Source organism: Desulfosporosinus hippei DSM 8344 (assembly GCF_900100785.1).
GTDB lineage: Bacteria > Bacillota > Desulfitobacteriia > Desulfitobacteriales > Desulfitobacteriaceae > Desulfosporosinus > Desulfosporosinus hippei.
In genome coordinates this window covers 1-15,484 of the sequence record NZ_FNCP01000032.1, presented here as the reverse complement: position 1 = coordinate 15,484, position 15,484 = coordinate 1, and the positions used below count along the sequence as shown (strand labels likewise).

15 protein-coding genes and 1 tRNA gene are annotated in these 15,484 nt (G+C 40.1%); 9 read left to right on the top strand and 7 right to left on the bottom strand.

What is annotated here, in order from left to right; all coding sequences use genetic code 11:
- The first annotated feature begins 12 nt into the window (after positions 1-12).
- The 3 genes from BLS16_RS20020 (at position 13) to BLS16_RS20010 (ending at position 1,749) form a co-directional block, all read left to right on the top strand.
- A tRNA-Leu gene (locus tag BLS16_RS20020) sits at positions 13-98 on the top strand.
- Between the two features lie 1,006 nt (positions 99-1,104).
- Positions 1,105-1,287 carry a type II toxin-antitoxin system HicA family toxin gene (locus BLS16_RS20015; protein WP_345788546.1) on the top strand — a complete coding sequence of 61 codons (183 nt, stop codon included), beginning with the start codon at positions 1,105-1,107 and terminating at the stop codon, positions 1,285-1,287.
- A 57-nt stretch (positions 1,288-1,344) separates the two neighbouring features.
- Positions 1,345-1,749, top strand: coding sequence for a type II toxin-antitoxin system HicB family antitoxin (locus tag BLS16_RS20010; protein ID WP_092335421.1), 405 nt, complete (start codon positions 1,345-1,347; stop codon positions 1,747-1,749).
- Between the two features lie 65 nt (positions 1,750-1,814).
- On the opposite strand, the gene BLS16_RS24720 is transcribed toward BLS16_RS20010, so the two are convergent.
- The 3 genes from BLS16_RS24720 to BLS16_RS20005 all read right to left on the bottom strand — a co-directional run bounded on the left by BLS16_RS24720 (position 1,815) and on the right by BLS16_RS20005 (position 2,724).
- Positions 1,815-1,943: a hypothetical protein gene (locus tag BLS16_RS24720; RefSeq protein WP_282433778.1), complete on the bottom strand. Its 129-nt coding sequence runs from the start codon at positions 1,941-1,943 to the stop codon at positions 1,815-1,817.
- Between the two features lie 20 nt (positions 1,944-1,963).
- A complete protein-coding gene (locus tag BLS16_RS24715) occupies positions 1,964-2,095 on the bottom strand; it encodes a hypothetical protein (protein WP_282433777.1) in 132 nt (43 codons plus the stop codon).
- 251 nt (positions 2,096-2,346) lie between these two features.
- Positions 2,347-2,724, bottom strand: coding sequence for a nitrite reductase (locus BLS16_RS20005; RefSeq protein ID WP_092335420.1), 378 nt, complete (start codon positions 2,722-2,724; stop codon positions 2,347-2,349).
- A 414-nt stretch (positions 2,725-3,138) separates the two neighbouring features.
- On the opposite strand from BLS16_RS20005, the gene BLS16_RS20000 reads away from it, so the two are divergent.
- Both BLS16_RS20000 and BLS16_RS19995 read left to right on the top strand, forming a co-directional pair.
- A complete protein-coding gene (locus BLS16_RS20000) occupies positions 3,139-3,819 on the top strand; it encodes a response regulator transcription factor (protein ID WP_092335419.1) in 681 nt (226 codons plus the stop codon).
- Between the two features lies 1 nt (position 3,820).
- A complete protein-coding gene (locus BLS16_RS19995; RefSeq protein WP_092335418.1) occupies positions 3,821-5,359 on the top strand; it encodes a sensor histidine kinase in 1,539 nt (512 codons plus the stop codon).
- 179 nt (positions 5,360-5,538) lie between these two features.
- Here BLS16_RS19995 and galE read toward each other — a convergent pair whose 3' ends face one another.
- Positions 5,539-6,531, bottom strand: coding sequence for a UDP-glucose 4-epimerase GalE (galE, locus tag BLS16_RS19990; RefSeq protein WP_092335417.1), 993 nt, complete (start codon positions 6,529-6,531; stop codon positions 5,539-5,541).
- Between the two features lie 403 nt (positions 6,532-6,934).
- On the opposite strand from galE, the gene BLS16_RS19985 reads away from it, so the two are divergent.
- On the top strand, positions 6,935-7,210 hold the full coding sequence (locus BLS16_RS19985) for a hypothetical protein (protein WP_092335416.1): 276 nt from the start codon (positions 6,935-6,937) through the stop codon (positions 7,208-7,210).
- Positions 7,211-7,294: 84 nt separating this feature from the next.
- Complete coding sequence (locus tag BLS16_RS19980) at positions 7,295-7,870, top strand: hypothetical protein (RefSeq protein ID WP_092335415.1); 576 nt, start codon at positions 7,295-7,297, stop codon at positions 7,868-7,870.
- Positions 7,871-8,014: 144 nt separating this feature from the next.
- Here the strand turns inward: BLS16_RS19980 and BLS16_RS19975 are convergent, their stop codons facing one another.
- Both BLS16_RS19975 and BLS16_RS19970 read right to left on the bottom strand, forming a co-directional pair.
- Positions 8,015-8,689, bottom strand: coding sequence for a response regulator transcription factor (locus BLS16_RS19975; RefSeq protein ID WP_092335414.1), 675 nt, complete (start codon positions 8,687-8,689; stop codon positions 8,015-8,017).
- 297 nt (positions 8,690-8,986) lie between these two features.
- Positions 8,987-9,913 (bottom strand): DMT family transporter, encoded by a 927-nt coding sequence (locus tag BLS16_RS19970; protein ID WP_092335413.1) that lies wholly within the window; start codon positions 9,911-9,913, stop codon positions 8,987-8,989.
- 482 nt (positions 9,914-10,395) lie between these two features.
- On the opposite strand from BLS16_RS19970, the gene polA reads away from it, so the two are divergent.
- Complete coding sequence (gene polA / locus BLS16_RS19965) at positions 10,396-13,014, top strand: DNA polymerase I (protein ID WP_092335412.1); 2,619 nt, start codon at positions 10,396-10,398, stop codon at positions 13,012-13,014.
- 16 nt (positions 13,015-13,030) lie between these two features.
- Positions 13,031-13,852, top strand: a complete 822-nt coding sequence (mutM, locus tag BLS16_RS19960) for a bifunctional DNA-formamidopyrimidine glycosylase/DNA-(apurinic or apyrimidinic site) lyase (RefSeq protein WP_092335411.1) — start codon at positions 13,031-13,033, stop codon at positions 13,850-13,852.
- A 528-nt stretch (positions 13,853-14,380) separates the two neighbouring features.
- Here mutM and BLS16_RS19955 read toward each other — a convergent pair.
- The gene (locus tag BLS16_RS19955; RefSeq protein ID WP_092335410.1) at positions 14,381-14,944 is read right to left on the bottom strand and encodes a DUF5661 family protein; all 564 of its coding nucleotides are present in this window, start codon (positions 14,942-14,944) and stop codon (positions 14,381-14,383) included.
- Positions 14,945-15,484: the final 540 nt, after the last annotated feature.

The following is a 15,484-nucleotide window of genomic DNA, read 5'->3' as shown; positions in this document are numbered from 1 at the left end:
AAAATTCATAGTGGGCGAGTGGCGGAATGGCAGACGCGTCGGTCTCAAAATCCGATATATGTGAGTATGTGGGGGTTCAAGTCCCCCCTCGCCCACCACAGTAAATTCAAGGCCTTCGGGCCTTTTTTGTTTTGTGTTTTGTGTTTTGAAGTATTGAGTATTGCTTTGGACAGATTTTAAATTTTAAAGAGAAATGGTTATCTTGTGGATGCTAGGTTACATGTTGAAGCCCTCTCCTAAATGGAGAGAGGGCTTTTTTGGATTTTGAGACAGGTTTCCCCTTGTTTCGCAAGAATTATGAGATGATTAGGGTAACTTGATATTTTGTATAAAAATATGATGATGTTCCAAAGGCTTCGCAGATAACCCCTAATGTTTTTAAACGAAATTTGCGCATAGGGGTATAAACGACATGTGTCGTATAACCCTATGCAATAGATGGGTCTGTGACACATGTCGATAATCCATAGTTATATAAATTCGCACGAGAACTTGCCACATAGTATGACAATAATTTATTCGTTGGTGGTGTTAATTAGTGGATAGAAAAGAAGAAAAAAATAGATATCTTATTCTGCTAAATGACTTATTTGAAAAGGCAATGCAGTCGGAACCCCTGTATGTCAGCTTTTCTCTCTACTGAACTATACAAGGTTTTTTATAGAAGTGGCTCACTTTTTTCCTGGCGTTTCCTTTATTTTTGGCTCACTATTTTAGCGTTTATAGTCAGTAATTATTGATGTATAGTTTTCGTCGATTGCTACCATTTTGGAATTTAGGTCATGCAAATGTGAATGATTTTTATCATCGTATAACACAGTAAGATTATCGAAGCGATTTAAAAATTTTGGTGATAATCTTTTTCTAAATTAATACTCCTGTCCGTAACATTTAAACTCACTCCTACCCAATAGGTAGTCTGTAGTCATACCAAAGAAATCTGCAAATTTAGATTAACACATCAGTATCAGGAACACGACCTTAAAGCAAGAAATAATATACCTCATTCGATCACTCAATCTCCCTTAAAATAAATACGTATTTTATGTACATTTTATTTACATTACGTATATTACGTATTATAATTATATTGGAGGGTAGGTGATGCAAATGAAACGACGGGACTTGATTAGGAAACTTGAATCAAACGGCTTCAATAAAATAAGGGATAACGGAGATCATACGATATATAAAGCCTCTAACAAACGAGCCGTTCAAGTCCCAAGACACCGAGAAATCAACGAAGTTACAGCAAAACAAATCCTAAAAGATGCGGGGCTGAAATAAGCCCCCATTCAAAGGATTTATATCTAGATAAATAATATAAAAAGGAGGAAACACCCCATGATCTATGTTTTTCCTGCCATATTTACACCCGTTGAAAATGGATATGCCATACGATTTCCCGATTTACCTGGAACCAATAGTCAGGGCAATGATCTTGCAAACGCTATCTATATGGCTCGTGATTCTTTAGCAACCTGGCTAGATTATCTCTTGGATGAAAAAGAAGAAATTCCTACCCCATCAATGTCGCATAACATCCCTTTGGATGATGGACAGTTTGTCACAATGATTGATATTGATATGACAGCCTATCGCCGACATAAAAACTCAAAGGCTGTGAAAAAAACACTATCCATTCCCTCGTGGCTTAACGAAGAGGCGGAAGCTCAAAATGTTAATTTTTCATCCATTCTTCAGGACGCTTTAAAAGAACACTTAGGAATCCAAGCAAATCAAAAATAATAATTGAGCAGCCTTTAACCGGCTGCTTTTTTCTACAAAAAGAAAGGGAGCCCCGAAATTAAATCTTAGATCTCAATATTTAAAATATTTAAACCAGTTCTCAAATACTCACCTAGAGGGATCTTTCCAACCATTTGATCAACCTCTATCTCTTTTTCGCCGCTCCATCCTAATAAATCAAAATATCCTTTCACCTATCTACTGTAAGAGCGAACTATATTTTAAGCATTATCTCTGGAGGATCACCGCCGGTTTTCTGCTCAAATTCGGAATCGATTCCGAATTTGGTGCCGGGCCGAGTATTTATCCATAAGAGCGGCCCATGGGCAGCAAAATCAACAGCCATCGGCTGGCGAGGCATTTTGTCATCAATTCACCGCCGGTGGTGAGATACATAATGTGCTTAGTCCTTATTATCTTATGCACCTTGTCCGGCAGGGGTTACCCTTGTCTAGGGTATTTATAACAAAATAATGGCAAGACCGTAAAGTGCCTACGCCTTTACGGTCTTGCCATTATTTTGTCAACAGTGAGGGCTTGAATACATAGCCTATCCGAGTAAAGTTGTTCAAATCCATGGTCAATTACGCACCTTTTTCACAACTGCAATTCCCTAAGTCGTTCACTAAAATAGGTCTTTACTTGCTCAACATATTCTGATTTTAAGGAATATTTTCTAAAAACACAGCTAAAGTCTCTATCTAAGCCGTAAGTTCCAGATTCAACCCATTCCTCATCAAGATTACACACCGCATTAATCTGATCGTACAAATAGCTGGAGCCTGAGAATTTTTCTAATAAATTATGTAGTTCGAGATCTATTTGTTGATGTGGGAGAACAAGATTAAAAGGCTTTTTGTAATTTCCATATTGATAAGTACCTTCTTCTTCCCAGACAAAAGGTTTGTCACATGATTCTAAGATAGCTTGACATGTTTTAATCATCTTTGCTTTATCGTCAGACTCTATGCACATTTTTAACACCTCGAATAATTTTACGCTTATTATACAACGACAAAGTGTCAAAAATGAACTTAATAGTTTATTATGAAAGTTCTTATTTAAGATTGGATGAACTAAAAATACATTAAGTATTAGGAATGGATTAACCAATCTGTCAATCCCCGCTTACCTTGCAAAATTCCAGATTCCAAGTTGGATTAAGGGTGAGTTTGCTATTCCAGTTAAGTAGATTATACTATTATGGTAACGAGAATTACCATTATTAACTTGAGTTAAAATGTCGGTAGGATTCAGGAAACTTTCAGCTTTCCCTCAGGTTGGATTCAACCTCCTATTGCATAATTAGGCATAAGCCCACCAAGTCATACTTTCTGTTTTGCGTAAAATTATTAATGATCTTTACCTGTTGTAAAGGAGCTTACTAGCATGAAGAAATTAAAGGGCATCAAACTACTATTGGTCGATGATGAACCAAACATTTTGCAGTTTCTGGAGATGGGGCTTCAAGAGGAGGGATTTGAGGTTCAAACAGCTCAAGATGGTATGGCAGCTGTAACACTTGCTAAGCAATTCCAGCCTCACATTATTATTCTTGATGTAATGATGCCCGGGATGGATGGCTTTGAAGTATGTCGAATGCTGAAAAAGACAGAAAATGTGGCCATTATCATGTTGACCGCTAAGGATGAAGTGGATGACCGAGTAAAGGGACTGACCCTTGGGGCTGATGACTATATGATGAAACCCTTTAGCTTTGAAGAATTGCTGGCCCGCATTCAGGCTAGAATACGGAATCAATTCCCTAATCTCCTTGGTGAGGTTGAGCTAGGCGCTTTTCGGGTTGACGATCGACGGAAAGAAATTCTGTACGAGCAAAGGGTTCTCGAACTCTCGACCACGGAGTATGAGCTGCTGAAATTCCTAGTACTGAATCACGGATTGGTCTTAAGCAAAGCGAAGATCTTGGACAAGGTATGGGGCTATGATTTCGGAGGGGATGAAAATATTGTTGAGGTGTATATTAGGTCCTTGCGGGAAAAATTAAACGATAAAGAGCACCGTCTAATTCGAACCTTGCGCGGGGCTGGATATCGGGTTGATCTCTAAAATGAAAGCCATTATCAAAAAAATAACTCGAACTATAACTATACCTAAAACCAACTCCCTTCGTTTTCAACTTTTATCCCGTTCGCTATTGCTTATGGCTGGATTATTGGTGATCATAGGTTTTTTTCAATATATCTTTATGCAAGGATTTATCTATCAAAATAAAGTAATCAGTGTCCAAAACCAGGTATTATCCATGCCTCCAGATGTTTGGGAAAGGTTAGCGGGGGACTATATCAATGAACTACCCGATATAATCCCGGATATTAAGGCCGGAGAAGAATTCGGTGATAAACTTCCCGGTAATGGTCATAATAAGTCACCTTTTTTCTTCCTGCAGGACTCGACAATTGCTTTCTATGATCTGAAGGGGAACTTTTCGGTTTTCTCAGATTCTTCAGCAGATGGTGTACTCCCCACTAAACTTGACGAAAAAGATTATGAAGATGCCACGCGTTCAAAACCCAACCTAAACTATAAGGTTATTGATCAAGCTTCAGGGCATGAGCAATTGATTGTTCTTCAGCCAATCAGATCGAGGGATCAATTGGTTGGAGTGGTTCAGGTAAGTATAAATACTAAACCTTTAAGGGATATTTTAACTCGGCAATTGCTGACATTTTTACTGATTTCTTTTCTTGCTTTGATCGGAGGTATGTTAGCCTTCATCCCTGTTTTAAGAAAAACCTTGGTTCCATTGTCTAAAATGGTCAATACTGTGGAACAAATCGATGCAGGGAATCTCGCTGAACGGTTACCGGTTGACCAAGGGCAAGTAGAAATTGACCGCTTGGCAGATTCGTTTAATGGTATGCTCGAAAGGCTGGAAACGTCTTTTGACGCGGAAAAAGAAGCGAAAGAACAAATGCGGCGCTTTGTTGCTGATGCATCTCATGAGCTACGCACGCCTTTGACGTCAATTCATGGGTTTTTAGAGGTTTTGCTTCGAGGTGCTATGAATCAACCTGATAAATTGCACAGATCGTTAACCAGCATGTATACTGAATCCGAACGGATGAAAAAGTTAGTTCAGGATTTGCTTCTTCTTGCAAAGCTGGATCGCTCGCCAAATATCCAATTAGCGGAAGGGGAGCTTGACGAGATCATTACAGGAATGGCGCCTCAGTTAAGATTATTAGCTGGGAATCGAAAAGTCACTTTAAAGCTTGCTTCTCATTCAAAATGTTGCTTCGATGAGGACAAGATGAAACAAGTCATTTTGAATCTTTTTCATAACGCGGTTCAGCATACTGATCCTGAAAAAGGGGATATCCAGATCGCTTTGGAAATGGTTTCAGGTGGTGTGGAGTTGACGGTTAGAGATAATGGTTCAGGTATTCCAGCGGAACATCTGCCAAAATTATTTGATCGTTTTTATCGGAGTGATTCCTCCAGAACTCGAAAATATGGGGGAGCGGGATTAGGTCTGGCTATTACAAAATCTCTTGTGGAGCATCATTGCGGAAGAATTAGAGTAGAAAGTTTGGCGGAAGAGGGAACTGTGTTTTATGTATGGCTCCCCCAGTCTTGTGAAGAATAACCCGGTTTTTGATTAAAGGTTTGCTCTTTTTTGTTTATGAATGCAAAAAAACTTTGTTAACAATAATCAAGGAAATATCAAAAAATATTATGAAAATAACCAAAGGAAAGCTTAATCGAAAGCTTCCTTTGGTTATTTAAGGGAACTTTTTAGCTGGATATTATGAGAATAATATCTTCCTATTGATCATACCCATTGGGATGGCTCAGGTGCCAAGCCCAGGCGCTCTCAATGATTTGTTCTAAAGTACTATGCTGTGGACTCCATCCCAAAAGTTCTTTAATCTTTTCCACTTTTGCTACAAGTCTATCCGGATCACCTGGCCGACGTGGAGATTCAACCACAGGAATTCTTCGCCCCGTGACTTGGCGGGCCGTTTCGATAACCTCTCTAACACTGAAGCCAGAGCCTGTTCCAACATTATAAACTCCGCTTTCAATCCCTTTTCCCAGAGCTTCCAATGCTAAAACATGTGCCTTCGCCAAATCCAGAACATGAATATAATCGCGAATGCACGTACCATCGGGAGTGGAATAGTCAGTGCCAAAGATATGTATTTCTTTTCGTTGCCCTAATGCAGTCTTTAAAATCAGAGGAATAAGGTGTGTTTCAGGTAGATGATCCTCACCTAAAGAACCATCAAGTGCTGCTCCGGCAGCATTGAAATAGCGCAGAGCAATCCATTGGAGGCCATAGGCTTTCTCAAGCCAAGAAAAGGATTGTTCAATCATAAGTTTAGACTGGCCATAGGGGTTGATGGGAATTGTAGGTGCACTTTCGGGAATGGGTATTTCTTCAGGAATACCATAAGTTGCTGCCGTGGAGGAGAAGATTAAGCGCTTTACCCCTGACTTAAGGAGCGTACTTACAAAACGGTTGGTCTTAGCAGTATTTTCCTCGAAATAAAGATCAGGTTTCTCTGCGGATTCCCCGACTAAGCTCCTCGCCGCAAAGTGAATTACGGCACTGATCTGTTCTTGCTCGACAATCTTTTGAACAAGATATGGATCGGCAATGTCTCCCGAAAAAAAGGGAACATCACCTATGACGGATTGCTGATGCCCGGTCACAAGATTATCGAGAACAACGGGTTTGTAACCCTGCTCTAAAAGTGTTTTGACAGTAAGGCTGCCGATATAGCCCGCCCCACCGGATACGAGAATAGATTGCATGAAATCTCCTCTTTTCCTATACTTGAAGGATATGCAAAGTGCATAATTGGCAGTTGAGTATAGACCCTTGATTTAATACTGGATTGACTTCTTGAGGAAATATTGCTTAAGATTACCAATATTATAACATCTGGAAATAAATCTAGGAACCCAAAGGAAAAGTCCTAAGTGTGATGAGATATGTTAAGACACCCTCCTATTAAATAGATAGGGGTATTTTTTTGCCTATTAAAGCAACTTTTGCGAGTGAATTCCCTCCCAAATTCTTCGCTTTCAGCTAATTTTCAGGAAACACTCAATTAACCTTCAGGTAGTATTTAGTCTCAATTCAGGAATGAGAGGTATAGTAAGACAAATCCATCAAGCATGTACGATAAGTATACTTTGAAAAGGAGCATTATCAATGAAAGCACTAAATCTGGACGTTGGTATCCGTACCTGGAAACCTTTTTTAGACGGACTGACTTCCCTCTCTGTTAAACCTCTTCAATTGGCCAATTATGCAGGGATAATCCTAATTACCTTTGGTTTTAGCTACTTGTTAGCAATGCTTCTTTTGAAAGTTTTCAGTGCTGCGGTAATTTGCGGGGTGGAATCCGAGGCGGGGGAATGTACCTCCACCAAGGGGAATCCAGAGAATCACTCCCACTTGTGGAAGGGGTATCTAACGATTAGATGAATAACGTTAAGGAGAGAGATTATGTTTCGGAAAATGCATAATTTGCACTTATGGATTTTTGAAAAAATAGGGAGGAAAATTTAAATGAAAAAACTTAATCGAGTTCAAAAGACCACAAGAAAGTCTTGGTTAATCTCTGGTTTAATACTATCTCTTGTCCTCTTAGGGGTAAGTGGTTGCAGTTCACAAGCTGCATCTACTTCTGCCTCAGATACGGCCTCAAACTCAAAAGAAGTATCATCCAATCAGCAAAATCCTGGCCCAGGTGCTCGACCTTCTAATCCTAACCCAGCCGTAGAGGCTGCTATGAGTATACGGCGTTTGCAAGCAAATGAGCAGCTGGTTCTGACGAGTGATCAGAAAGAGAGCATTAAACCGATTTTACAGGTACTAATTGACACAGAAAACCCGGGTCAAGACTTCCTTCAGCAAAAAGCCGACGACATTAATGCGATATTTACTGAGGAGCAGAAGACATTTTTAAGTACGTCCCCAGAGAGAGGAACCCCGAGGGAGAAGCGTCCAGACAATCAGAATCAGCCCCAAGGGCAACCCAATGAGCGGCCTAAAGACCAAACTGAAGGGTCAAAAGGCAATCAAACACCACCGGCAGGTCAATTCCAAGAGATTTATAAGGAAGTACTAGCTTCGTTGACTTAAACTGATAAAAGGGTCGTAGTTTCCAAGACATTCCAAAGGTTATAGTCGAAATATACATAGAACGAATGTGCTGGGAATAACCCAGTGATAATTTCGCAAAAATGCTCAAACCTTCATTAGATTAGTTGGAGGTTTGAGCATTTTTCACTGGTCAGCTGTTTGTTCTAAGTAATACCCTATGTTACGTACTGTTTTTATCGTTGAAGCGCCAATTTTCTTTCTCAGGTAGCATATGTAGAGATCTACATTGGCAAATTCTATCACAGAATTGGCTCCCCAAAGTCTCTCGAAGATACGTTCCTTGGTAACAACATTTCCGTAGTTTCGCATGAGAGTTTCCAGCAATAGGGTTTCCTTGACACTTAGTTTAATGACATTATTTCCTTTCGCTACCCTACACTTTAGTGTGTTTAAAACTAACCCTGCTACTATCAGCTCATTGTCAATATAATCTTTGTCTATTCTTCTGGAAAGTGCTCTTAGTCTTGCTAAGAAAACTTCAAGAGAAAAAGGCTTTACCAAATAATCATCGGCACCCGCATCTAAACAATCAATCATAAACTTAATATCATTATTAGTGTGAAGTACTAAAATAGGGGCAGCTATGTGATGGGCTCGAAGTTCCTTAATAAAATTTAGGCCATTAATCATTGGCAGAAACGAATCTAGGACAATAAGATCATATGACCCAAGCAAGGCCATTTCTAATCCGATTTCGCTATCGAGAATGCTATCAACCACATAACCTTCTTTTTTTAAGCGGGTGTTTAGTGCCTTTGAAGAATTGGTTTTATCTTCTATAAACAACAACAGCTTCATGATTGCCTCCTGAAAAACCTAAGTCTATTTGAATTTAGGGACTATTGCTTGTTGGCAGAACTGGAAATAATTATAAAGCAGTTTCCTGAAAATAAATTGACCGTAAGCTGAACGTAAGCTGAATGTTGGATTGCTAATCAAGCACACGTCTGGATCAAATAAAAAAACCGGATTCCTGTCGGAATCCAGTAAATTATCCTAATATATCTGATTTTCTATATCTAACTTGATTTGGAGCCGATTCCTCCATTGGGAGAAGGCTCCAGTTAATCATAGATTTTTCTTATCTAAGCTTAATTAAGCAACTTTATTAGGTAAATTTAAAATATTAGTTCTTGTATCGGGACGTGTTGCCAAATAAACACCTGTGATAACAATGGCTGCACACATTAATTTAATAAGGGTAATGGACTCCCCTAAGATTGTCACTGACTGGATAATTGTAAAGATAGGTACAAGATTAATAAAAACGGCGGTTCGAGAGGCACCGATACGTTGAATGGCAATAGATTGGAAGAGATAACCTAATACTGAAGCAAATACGCTCATGTATAAAATAGAGAGCCAACCTCTGGCAGTGGCTGTTGATAAATAAGTAGCAGGGTTTTCCCATAAAACAAAGGGAAACGAGATAATAACACATATTAAAAAGGTATAAGCTGTGATCATGAAAGGCGATATATTATATTGCTTCATGTATCTTCGACTAAGTAGGGAATAAGTCGAAAAGCAAAATACCCCAAGCAGCATTAGAAAATCGCCATGATTTACTTGAAATTGAGAGATTATTTGCCAATCCCCGTTGGTAATAAAGAGAAAGACGCCGCTGAAAGAAAGGAAAATCCCTAATACCCTGTAGAAGGTCAATCTTTCGCTGAAGAACATCGCAGCCAAAAGGGTAGTAACCATGGGATTGATGGCTCCGATCAGGGAGGAATTAATTGCGGTAGTATAGCTCAGAGAAGTGAAAAATAAGACATGATAGCAGAAAGTGCCGACAAATCCGAGCAGGAGAAGAGCCGGCCATTGTTTGCCGCGGGGGAAGAGGTTTTTCGGTTCTTTGATATACAAAATTGTGAAGATAAATGGTAAGGCAAAAAGGAAGCGAAAGAAAGTAAGGGCATAGGGCGGAAAATCCTGAATGGAGAATTTTCCGGTTATAAATGCGCCGGACCAAAGTAGACTTGTTAGAACCATCAGTAATCGAACCTGCTTATCGGACATTAGAATCTTCCTGGTCACATATGCTAAAAACCATCCAGCATATTCACTTAACCGACTAAATAAAGTGGCAGCACTACAGAACTTCAGCTACTAAGGTTTGTTTTGGTGTATCCAAACGCTCATAACCCCTAATAAGATTGGAAACAACTCCAACACATGTTTTGCACAGAATACCGGAAAGAGGATATCTACTTAATCGTTAAGGTAATCCTTAGTAGTTCATTCATTTATGCTGCTATAAACCAGGATATTTCACTTCCTCTCAAGTTTTTTAATGTTGTTGGGTTTTCGCTTTCAAAGGACACATTAAGTTTACCACGTTTTCCCCAGCTTTACTTCTTAATATAAGGATTTGTTCATAGGAGCTAGTCTGTAAACAAGGCGTACTTAATTCGATAAGTGGAAGGGAGTCCTGTTTCCACAGTTTGTTAGAAGGTATTCCGTATGATATAGTAAAATGATAAAGAATGGGGGTATTCAGGATGCCGCGTATGCTTATCTTAGATGGAAATAGCCTTGCAAATCGTGCTTTTTATGCACTTCCACCGTTAACAACAGCGGATGGACGACCAACCAATGTTCTCCATGGTTTTTTGACCATGCTCTTTAAACTTGAACAAGAGCAGCACCCAGATTACTGGGTGGTTGCTTTCGATAAAACGAAGGCAACTGTTCGAATTGAACAGTATGCCGGCTACAAAGCGCAGCGCAAAGAAACTCCTGAGGGATTGCGCCCGCAATTTGATTATCTCAAGGAGATATTAGCAGAAATGGATGTCCCACTCCTGGAGTTGGCGGGCTACGAAGCAGATGATCTAATTGCCGCTATAACTAAACAAGCGGAAGCTCAGGGAATGGAGATCCAAATATATACAGGGGATAAGGATGCCCTACAACTCATATCCCCCAGGACTAATATTTTTCTGACTAAAAAGGGAATCAGTGAAATTGAACGATACGACGAGACTGCTCTGTGGGAACGCTATCAACTGCGGCCCCATCAAATTATTGATCTTAAGGGTCTAATGGGTGACACCTCAGATAATATCCCAGGTGTCCCGGGAATTGGAGAGAAAACTGCCCTGAAATTACTTTGGGAATTTGAAACTGTCGAGAATGTTTTAACGAATGTCGAGAAAGTGTCAGGGAAAAAGGTTCAGAGTAATTTAAAAGAATATGCCGATCAGGCTATCCTAAGCAAGAAATTGGCTACGATGCTGACAGAAGTTCCCTTGACTTTTTCTAGCGAGGATTTTATTTATCGACGGCCACAGGCCTCTAAAGTGCTGCCGGTTCTGCAGAAGTATGACCTGAGAAATGTAACTCGTTTATGGCATGAGCGCCATAATGATGAAGGGCTTCTTAGTGAAAACTCGGAGGCAGTGTTAGAAACCTGGCCTGAACGAGCAATGTCAGAAGAAGACTGGCTCCTTCAGATAGCCGAATGGAAATCCCAAAAGAAACCTCTTACCCTAGCCTGTCGATACAAGGGGACAGGGTTGCAAGGGGGACAATGGCTGGAATGGGGAGTAGCTAACCAAGGGGAGACCTTTACTCTGGATCGTGAAGAGGCATCGGAAAAGGTTTGTCAGGCATGGCTGGGATTAATGGGAAGCGATGAGATTCCTAAAACCTTGGCAGACAGTAAGACGGTAGCCTTATTACTTGCTAACGAAGGTGTGAAACTCAAGGGGTTAGCCTTAGATCTAAGCCTGGCATCCTACCTTATTCAATCCTCGAGACCGAAGTTTGCGCCTCTGGATTTAGTTAAAGAGTATTTTCCCAGTCAAGATGTATTCGCTAATATTGCCGAGGAAGCTGCAGCCTTAGCTCAAGTTGCCCCTAAGTTTGAAGAAGATATCAGTACCCTGGGACTTACTAGTCTTCTTCACGAAATCGAAGAACCCTTAAGTTTGGTTCTTGCGCAAATGGAACGGCACGGAATTGCCATTGACTCTGAAACATTAAAAGCCTTTGGGGACGGAATAAGTCTAACCTTAAAACAGCTGGAGCAGGATATTTATGCGTTAGCTGAGGAAACCTTTAACATAAACTCTCCGAAACAGTTGGGAACCATTCTTTTTGAAAAGTTGAGCTTGCCTACGGCCAAAAAGACGAAAACCGGGTATTCTACCGATGCGGAGACCTTAGAAGAACTTCGCACTGCCCACCCTGTTGTGGCCAAGATTCTTGACTATCGGCAGTTAAACAAACTAATGTCTACCTATGTAAATGGATTACTCGCTCAGGCCAAGGAAGGTCGGATTCATACCACCTTTCAGCAAACTGTGACAACAACCGGACGTTTATCGAGCACAGAACCCAATTTGCAGAACATCCCAATTCGATTAGAGCAGGGAAGACAACTGCGAAAGGTTTTTCACCCTACTGAACCAGGGTGGGTACTTCTCTCTGCTGACTATTCTCAAATTGAACTTAGGATTTTAGCCCACTATTCCCAAGACCCTTTACTCTGTGAATCTTTTGCCCTGCGACAAGATGTTCATACCAGAACTGCTGCCGAAGTGTTTGGAATTTCACTGGAAGAGGTAACCTCGGATATGCGCCGAAGTGCAAAGGCGGTCAATTTTGGCTTGGTCTATGGATTAACTGAATTCGGTCTCTCCAGGGACTTGGGCATCCCGCGCAAAGAATCTAAGTTTTATATTGAGCAGTATTTTAAACGCTATAGTGGAGTTAAACGGTATCTGGAGGATGTAGTAACCCAGGCCAAAATAGACGGACAAGTCCGTACCCTGTTAAATCGCTTGCGTCGCATTCCTGAGCTCCTGCATTCCAACCGAGTTCAACGTCAGTTCGGGGAGCGGATTGCAATGAATACCCCGGTGCAGGGCACAGCTGCGGATATCATGAAATTAGCTATGCTTAAAGTAGCCGAAGGATTGAAACCTTTTCAAGCAACTATGCTGCTCCAAGTACACGATGAGCTCTTGCTTCAAGTAGCTCCGGAAGATCTGGAAAATGTTGCCCGCATGTTAAAGGAACAAATGGAAAATGCCTATCCTTTAACCGTGCCGATGACGGTGGAATGTAAGGTTGGCCCTAACTGGTACGAAATGCAGCCGTTTCATTCAATATAAGGGGTGAGGAAATAATATGCCCGAACTTCCCGAGGTTGAAACAATCCGAAGGACATTAGCCCAGCATGTTAATGGTTTGAAAATAAAAGAAGTTAAACTAGTTTGGTCATCTGCAGTTATCAGTTGGGAAGATCAATCATTTGAAGTACTAGTCACCGATCGTCAAATTCAAAGGATAGATCGCCGGGGTAAATATCTATTAATTAGATTAGATAATGATCTAACACTGATTGCCCATATGAGAATGACTGGGCGTTTAAACTATTACACAGAAAAACAACCCCCTGACAAGCATACTCATGTAGTTTTCTGTTTAGACAAGGGTGAAGTTCATTTTTCAGACGTTCGTAAATTTGGGCGTATCCAAGCAATACCCACCTCTCGGAGCATCAGTGATTCTTCTTTAGGAAAACTTGGACCTGAACCCTTAGAGTTGGAGTTTACTCCTCAGGTTTTGAAAGAGCGATTTGGTAAGAAAAAAATCTCTGTAAAAGCCGCTTTGTTAGATCAACATGTTTTAGCAGGCTTAGGAAATATCTATGTTGACGAATCCCTTTTTCAAGCAAGGATTTCCCCTAACCGTACTGTGGATACCCTAACCGAAGAGGAAATATCTGAACTTCATCAGGCAATCCGAAACGTCCTCCAAGCGGGGATTGATGCTCAAGGGACATCCTTTCGAGATTATCGCGATGCCAATGGAGAGAAAGGATCCTTCGAACAGGCTTTACAAGTATATGGCCGGGGAGGGGAACCATGTAAAGTTTGCGGGCAGAAATTAGAACGGGTTCGCCTTGCCGGACGGACAACGGTCTTTTGTTCGCAGTGTCAAAAATAAGCCCATTTTATTTTGGTTTATGAAGAATATGAGTCTACCCAAACTTCCTGGGGAGATATTGCACATTGGTCATTCCTGATGAGGGTATAAGGATAATATTGAGTACTCCTAAGAGATGCTGTAAAAGGAGCTGTTGTAACTGCTATGACGCAGTGACCAATGCTCCTTTTGTATGTGCAGAGGGCAGATAGGTTGTTCATTGATTTAGTTTTCTTCGGTGCTAGTGCTGAGAAGGCCTAGTGAACTAGAGATTTTAATAAATAGCAGCCCAATTCATCTCACAATCAAATTGCGATTGAGAGTTCGAATTTATAATATTTAAAGGTGAAATAGTAAAATAAATGATTAAGCTTAAAAGGAATATGAATTAACACGGCGAAGTTTGACTCGAATAAGTATTTAGGCCTTCTCATTTCATTTGGAAGCAAGTCTTTCAAACTATTCGAAGAGGCTTGTTCAAGTTTGTAGTAACTTACTAGGTAGTCACCTTTTAGAGTGCAGAACTGACTTAAGATATATCTAAGAGAATTATCTTTTCCAAAATGCTTTAGCTTCTTTTTCAAGTTTAGTTAACCTCGTGTAATAATCCGGAAACTCATTTAAATGGGCTAAAGCTATTTTGGCTGTTGTAATCGAGTCATCTTCTGTAACATTAGTCGCCCGATCTCTTCTACCGTGTTCCAATTCCACATCTAGACCTATTCTGAATTGTTCTACATTAAATGGGTTTTTGCTCCAATCTATTCCAAGTTGTTCGCCAATTTGCCGGGCTTCTGCGGTAGTGAATTTTTGACGAGGACTCGGCATGAAGTTATTAATCAAAGTGCTGCCTGACAGTAGATGATAGTGTCTTTGATCCGTAGTCGTAAAACCTTGATAAGAATGAAAATGCCCTCCAGCAATTTCGGTGCTTGGACCTGTAATTAGTTTGTAGTAGTGCCTATGACCATTATCTTTTGTACTACAACCCGATATCTCATGAACATGTATAGGATTATTAGGCGATTCGCTACTAAGACCTGAATATCGATGTTGATGATTGAAGACTCTATCACTAATACCTTCAAAGTAATGACGATGTATGACGTTCATATAACCACCTCATATTATTATATTTGAAGGTGGTAAAATTGTTATTGTTATTGAGTGTGATAACGTTATTAATTTAACAAGTGGTCTTTTTAAGGCCTCAATATATGACGATGGAAAAATACGTGCTAAAGGTAAATGCAATATGGATATTTTGGAATAGCTGTCGGTGCGACTATTACTTTATTGGCTGCTTTTAGACAAAGACAAAGACAAAGACAAAGACAAAGACAAAGGCAAAGGCTAAGGCTAAGGCAAAAACTGCGTATGTTGTCAGAGTGCACTAGTAGGACAAAGTTCAATGTTTGAGAAGAGAGTATTATGTGAATTAAAATGTGGTTGATTATGTAGGTATCGAAAGAAAAAGAACAAGGAATCATCAATGGAAAATTTTATTTTGTAGCTTTATCCTATTATAGATTTAATTCTATAGGTATCTACTTAAATAAGACCAGCTAATAAAAGTCAAGGGGTTAATTGATAATTTCTTTTGTTTTTCGATTCCGAACAATGGGTATTGCAAACTAAGCCACTGAAAAATCC

Excerpts from the sequence above, each read along its gene's own strand:
- BLS16_RS20010 (WP_092335421.1), top strand. The coding sequence starts at position 1,345 with ATGATCTATGTTTTTCCTGCCATATTTACACCCGTTGAAAATGGATAT.
- BLS16_RS19955 (WP_092335410.1), bottom strand. The coding sequence starts at position 14,944 with ATGAACGTCATACATCGTCATTACTTTGAAGGTATTAGTGATAGAGTC.
- BLS16_RS19995 (WP_092335418.1), top strand. The coding sequence starts at position 3,821 with ATGAAAGCCATTATCAAAAAAATAACTCGAACTATAACTATACCTAAA.
- BLS16_RS19985 (WP_092335416.1), top strand. The coding sequence starts at position 6,935 with ATGAAAGCACTAAATCTGGACGTTGGTATCCGTACCTGGAAACCTTTT.
- BLS16_RS19975 (WP_092335414.1), bottom strand. The coding sequence starts at position 8,689 with ATGAAGCTGTTGTTGTTTATAGAAGATAAAACCAATTCTTCAAAGGCA.
- BLS16_RS20015 (WP_345788546.1), top strand. The coding sequence starts at position 1,105 with ATGCAAATGAAACGACGGGACTTGATTAGGAAACTTGAATCAAACGGC.
- BLS16_RS19970 (WP_092335413.1), bottom strand. The coding sequence starts at position 9,913 with ATGTCCGATAAGCAGGTTCGATTACTGATGGTTCTAACAAGTCTACTT.
- BLS16_RS19980 (WP_092335415.1), top strand. The coding sequence starts at position 7,295 with ATGAAAAAACTTAATCGAGTTCAAAAGACCACAAGAAAGTCTTGGTTA.
- mutM (WP_092335411.1), top strand. The coding sequence starts at position 13,031 with ATGCCCGAACTTCCCGAGGTTGAAACAATCCGAAGGACATTAGCCCAG.
- BLS16_RS20000 (WP_092335419.1), top strand. The coding sequence starts at position 3,139 with ATGAAGAAATTAAAGGGCATCAAACTACTATTGGTCGATGATGAACCA.
- galE (WP_092335417.1), bottom strand. The coding sequence starts at position 6,531 with ATGCAATCTATTCTCGTATCCGGTGGGGCGGGCTATATCGGCAGCCTT.
- BLS16_RS24715 (WP_282433777.1), bottom strand. The coding sequence starts at position 2,095 with ATGGCTGTTGATTTTGCTGCCCATGGGCCGCTCTTATGGATAAATACT.
- polA (WP_092335412.1), top strand. The coding sequence starts at position 10,396 with ATGCCGCGTATGCTTATCTTAGATGGAAATAGCCTTGCAAATCGTGCT.
- BLS16_RS20005 (WP_092335420.1), bottom strand. The coding sequence starts at position 2,724 with ATGTGCATAGAGTCTGACGATAAAGCAAAGATGATTAAAACATGTCAA.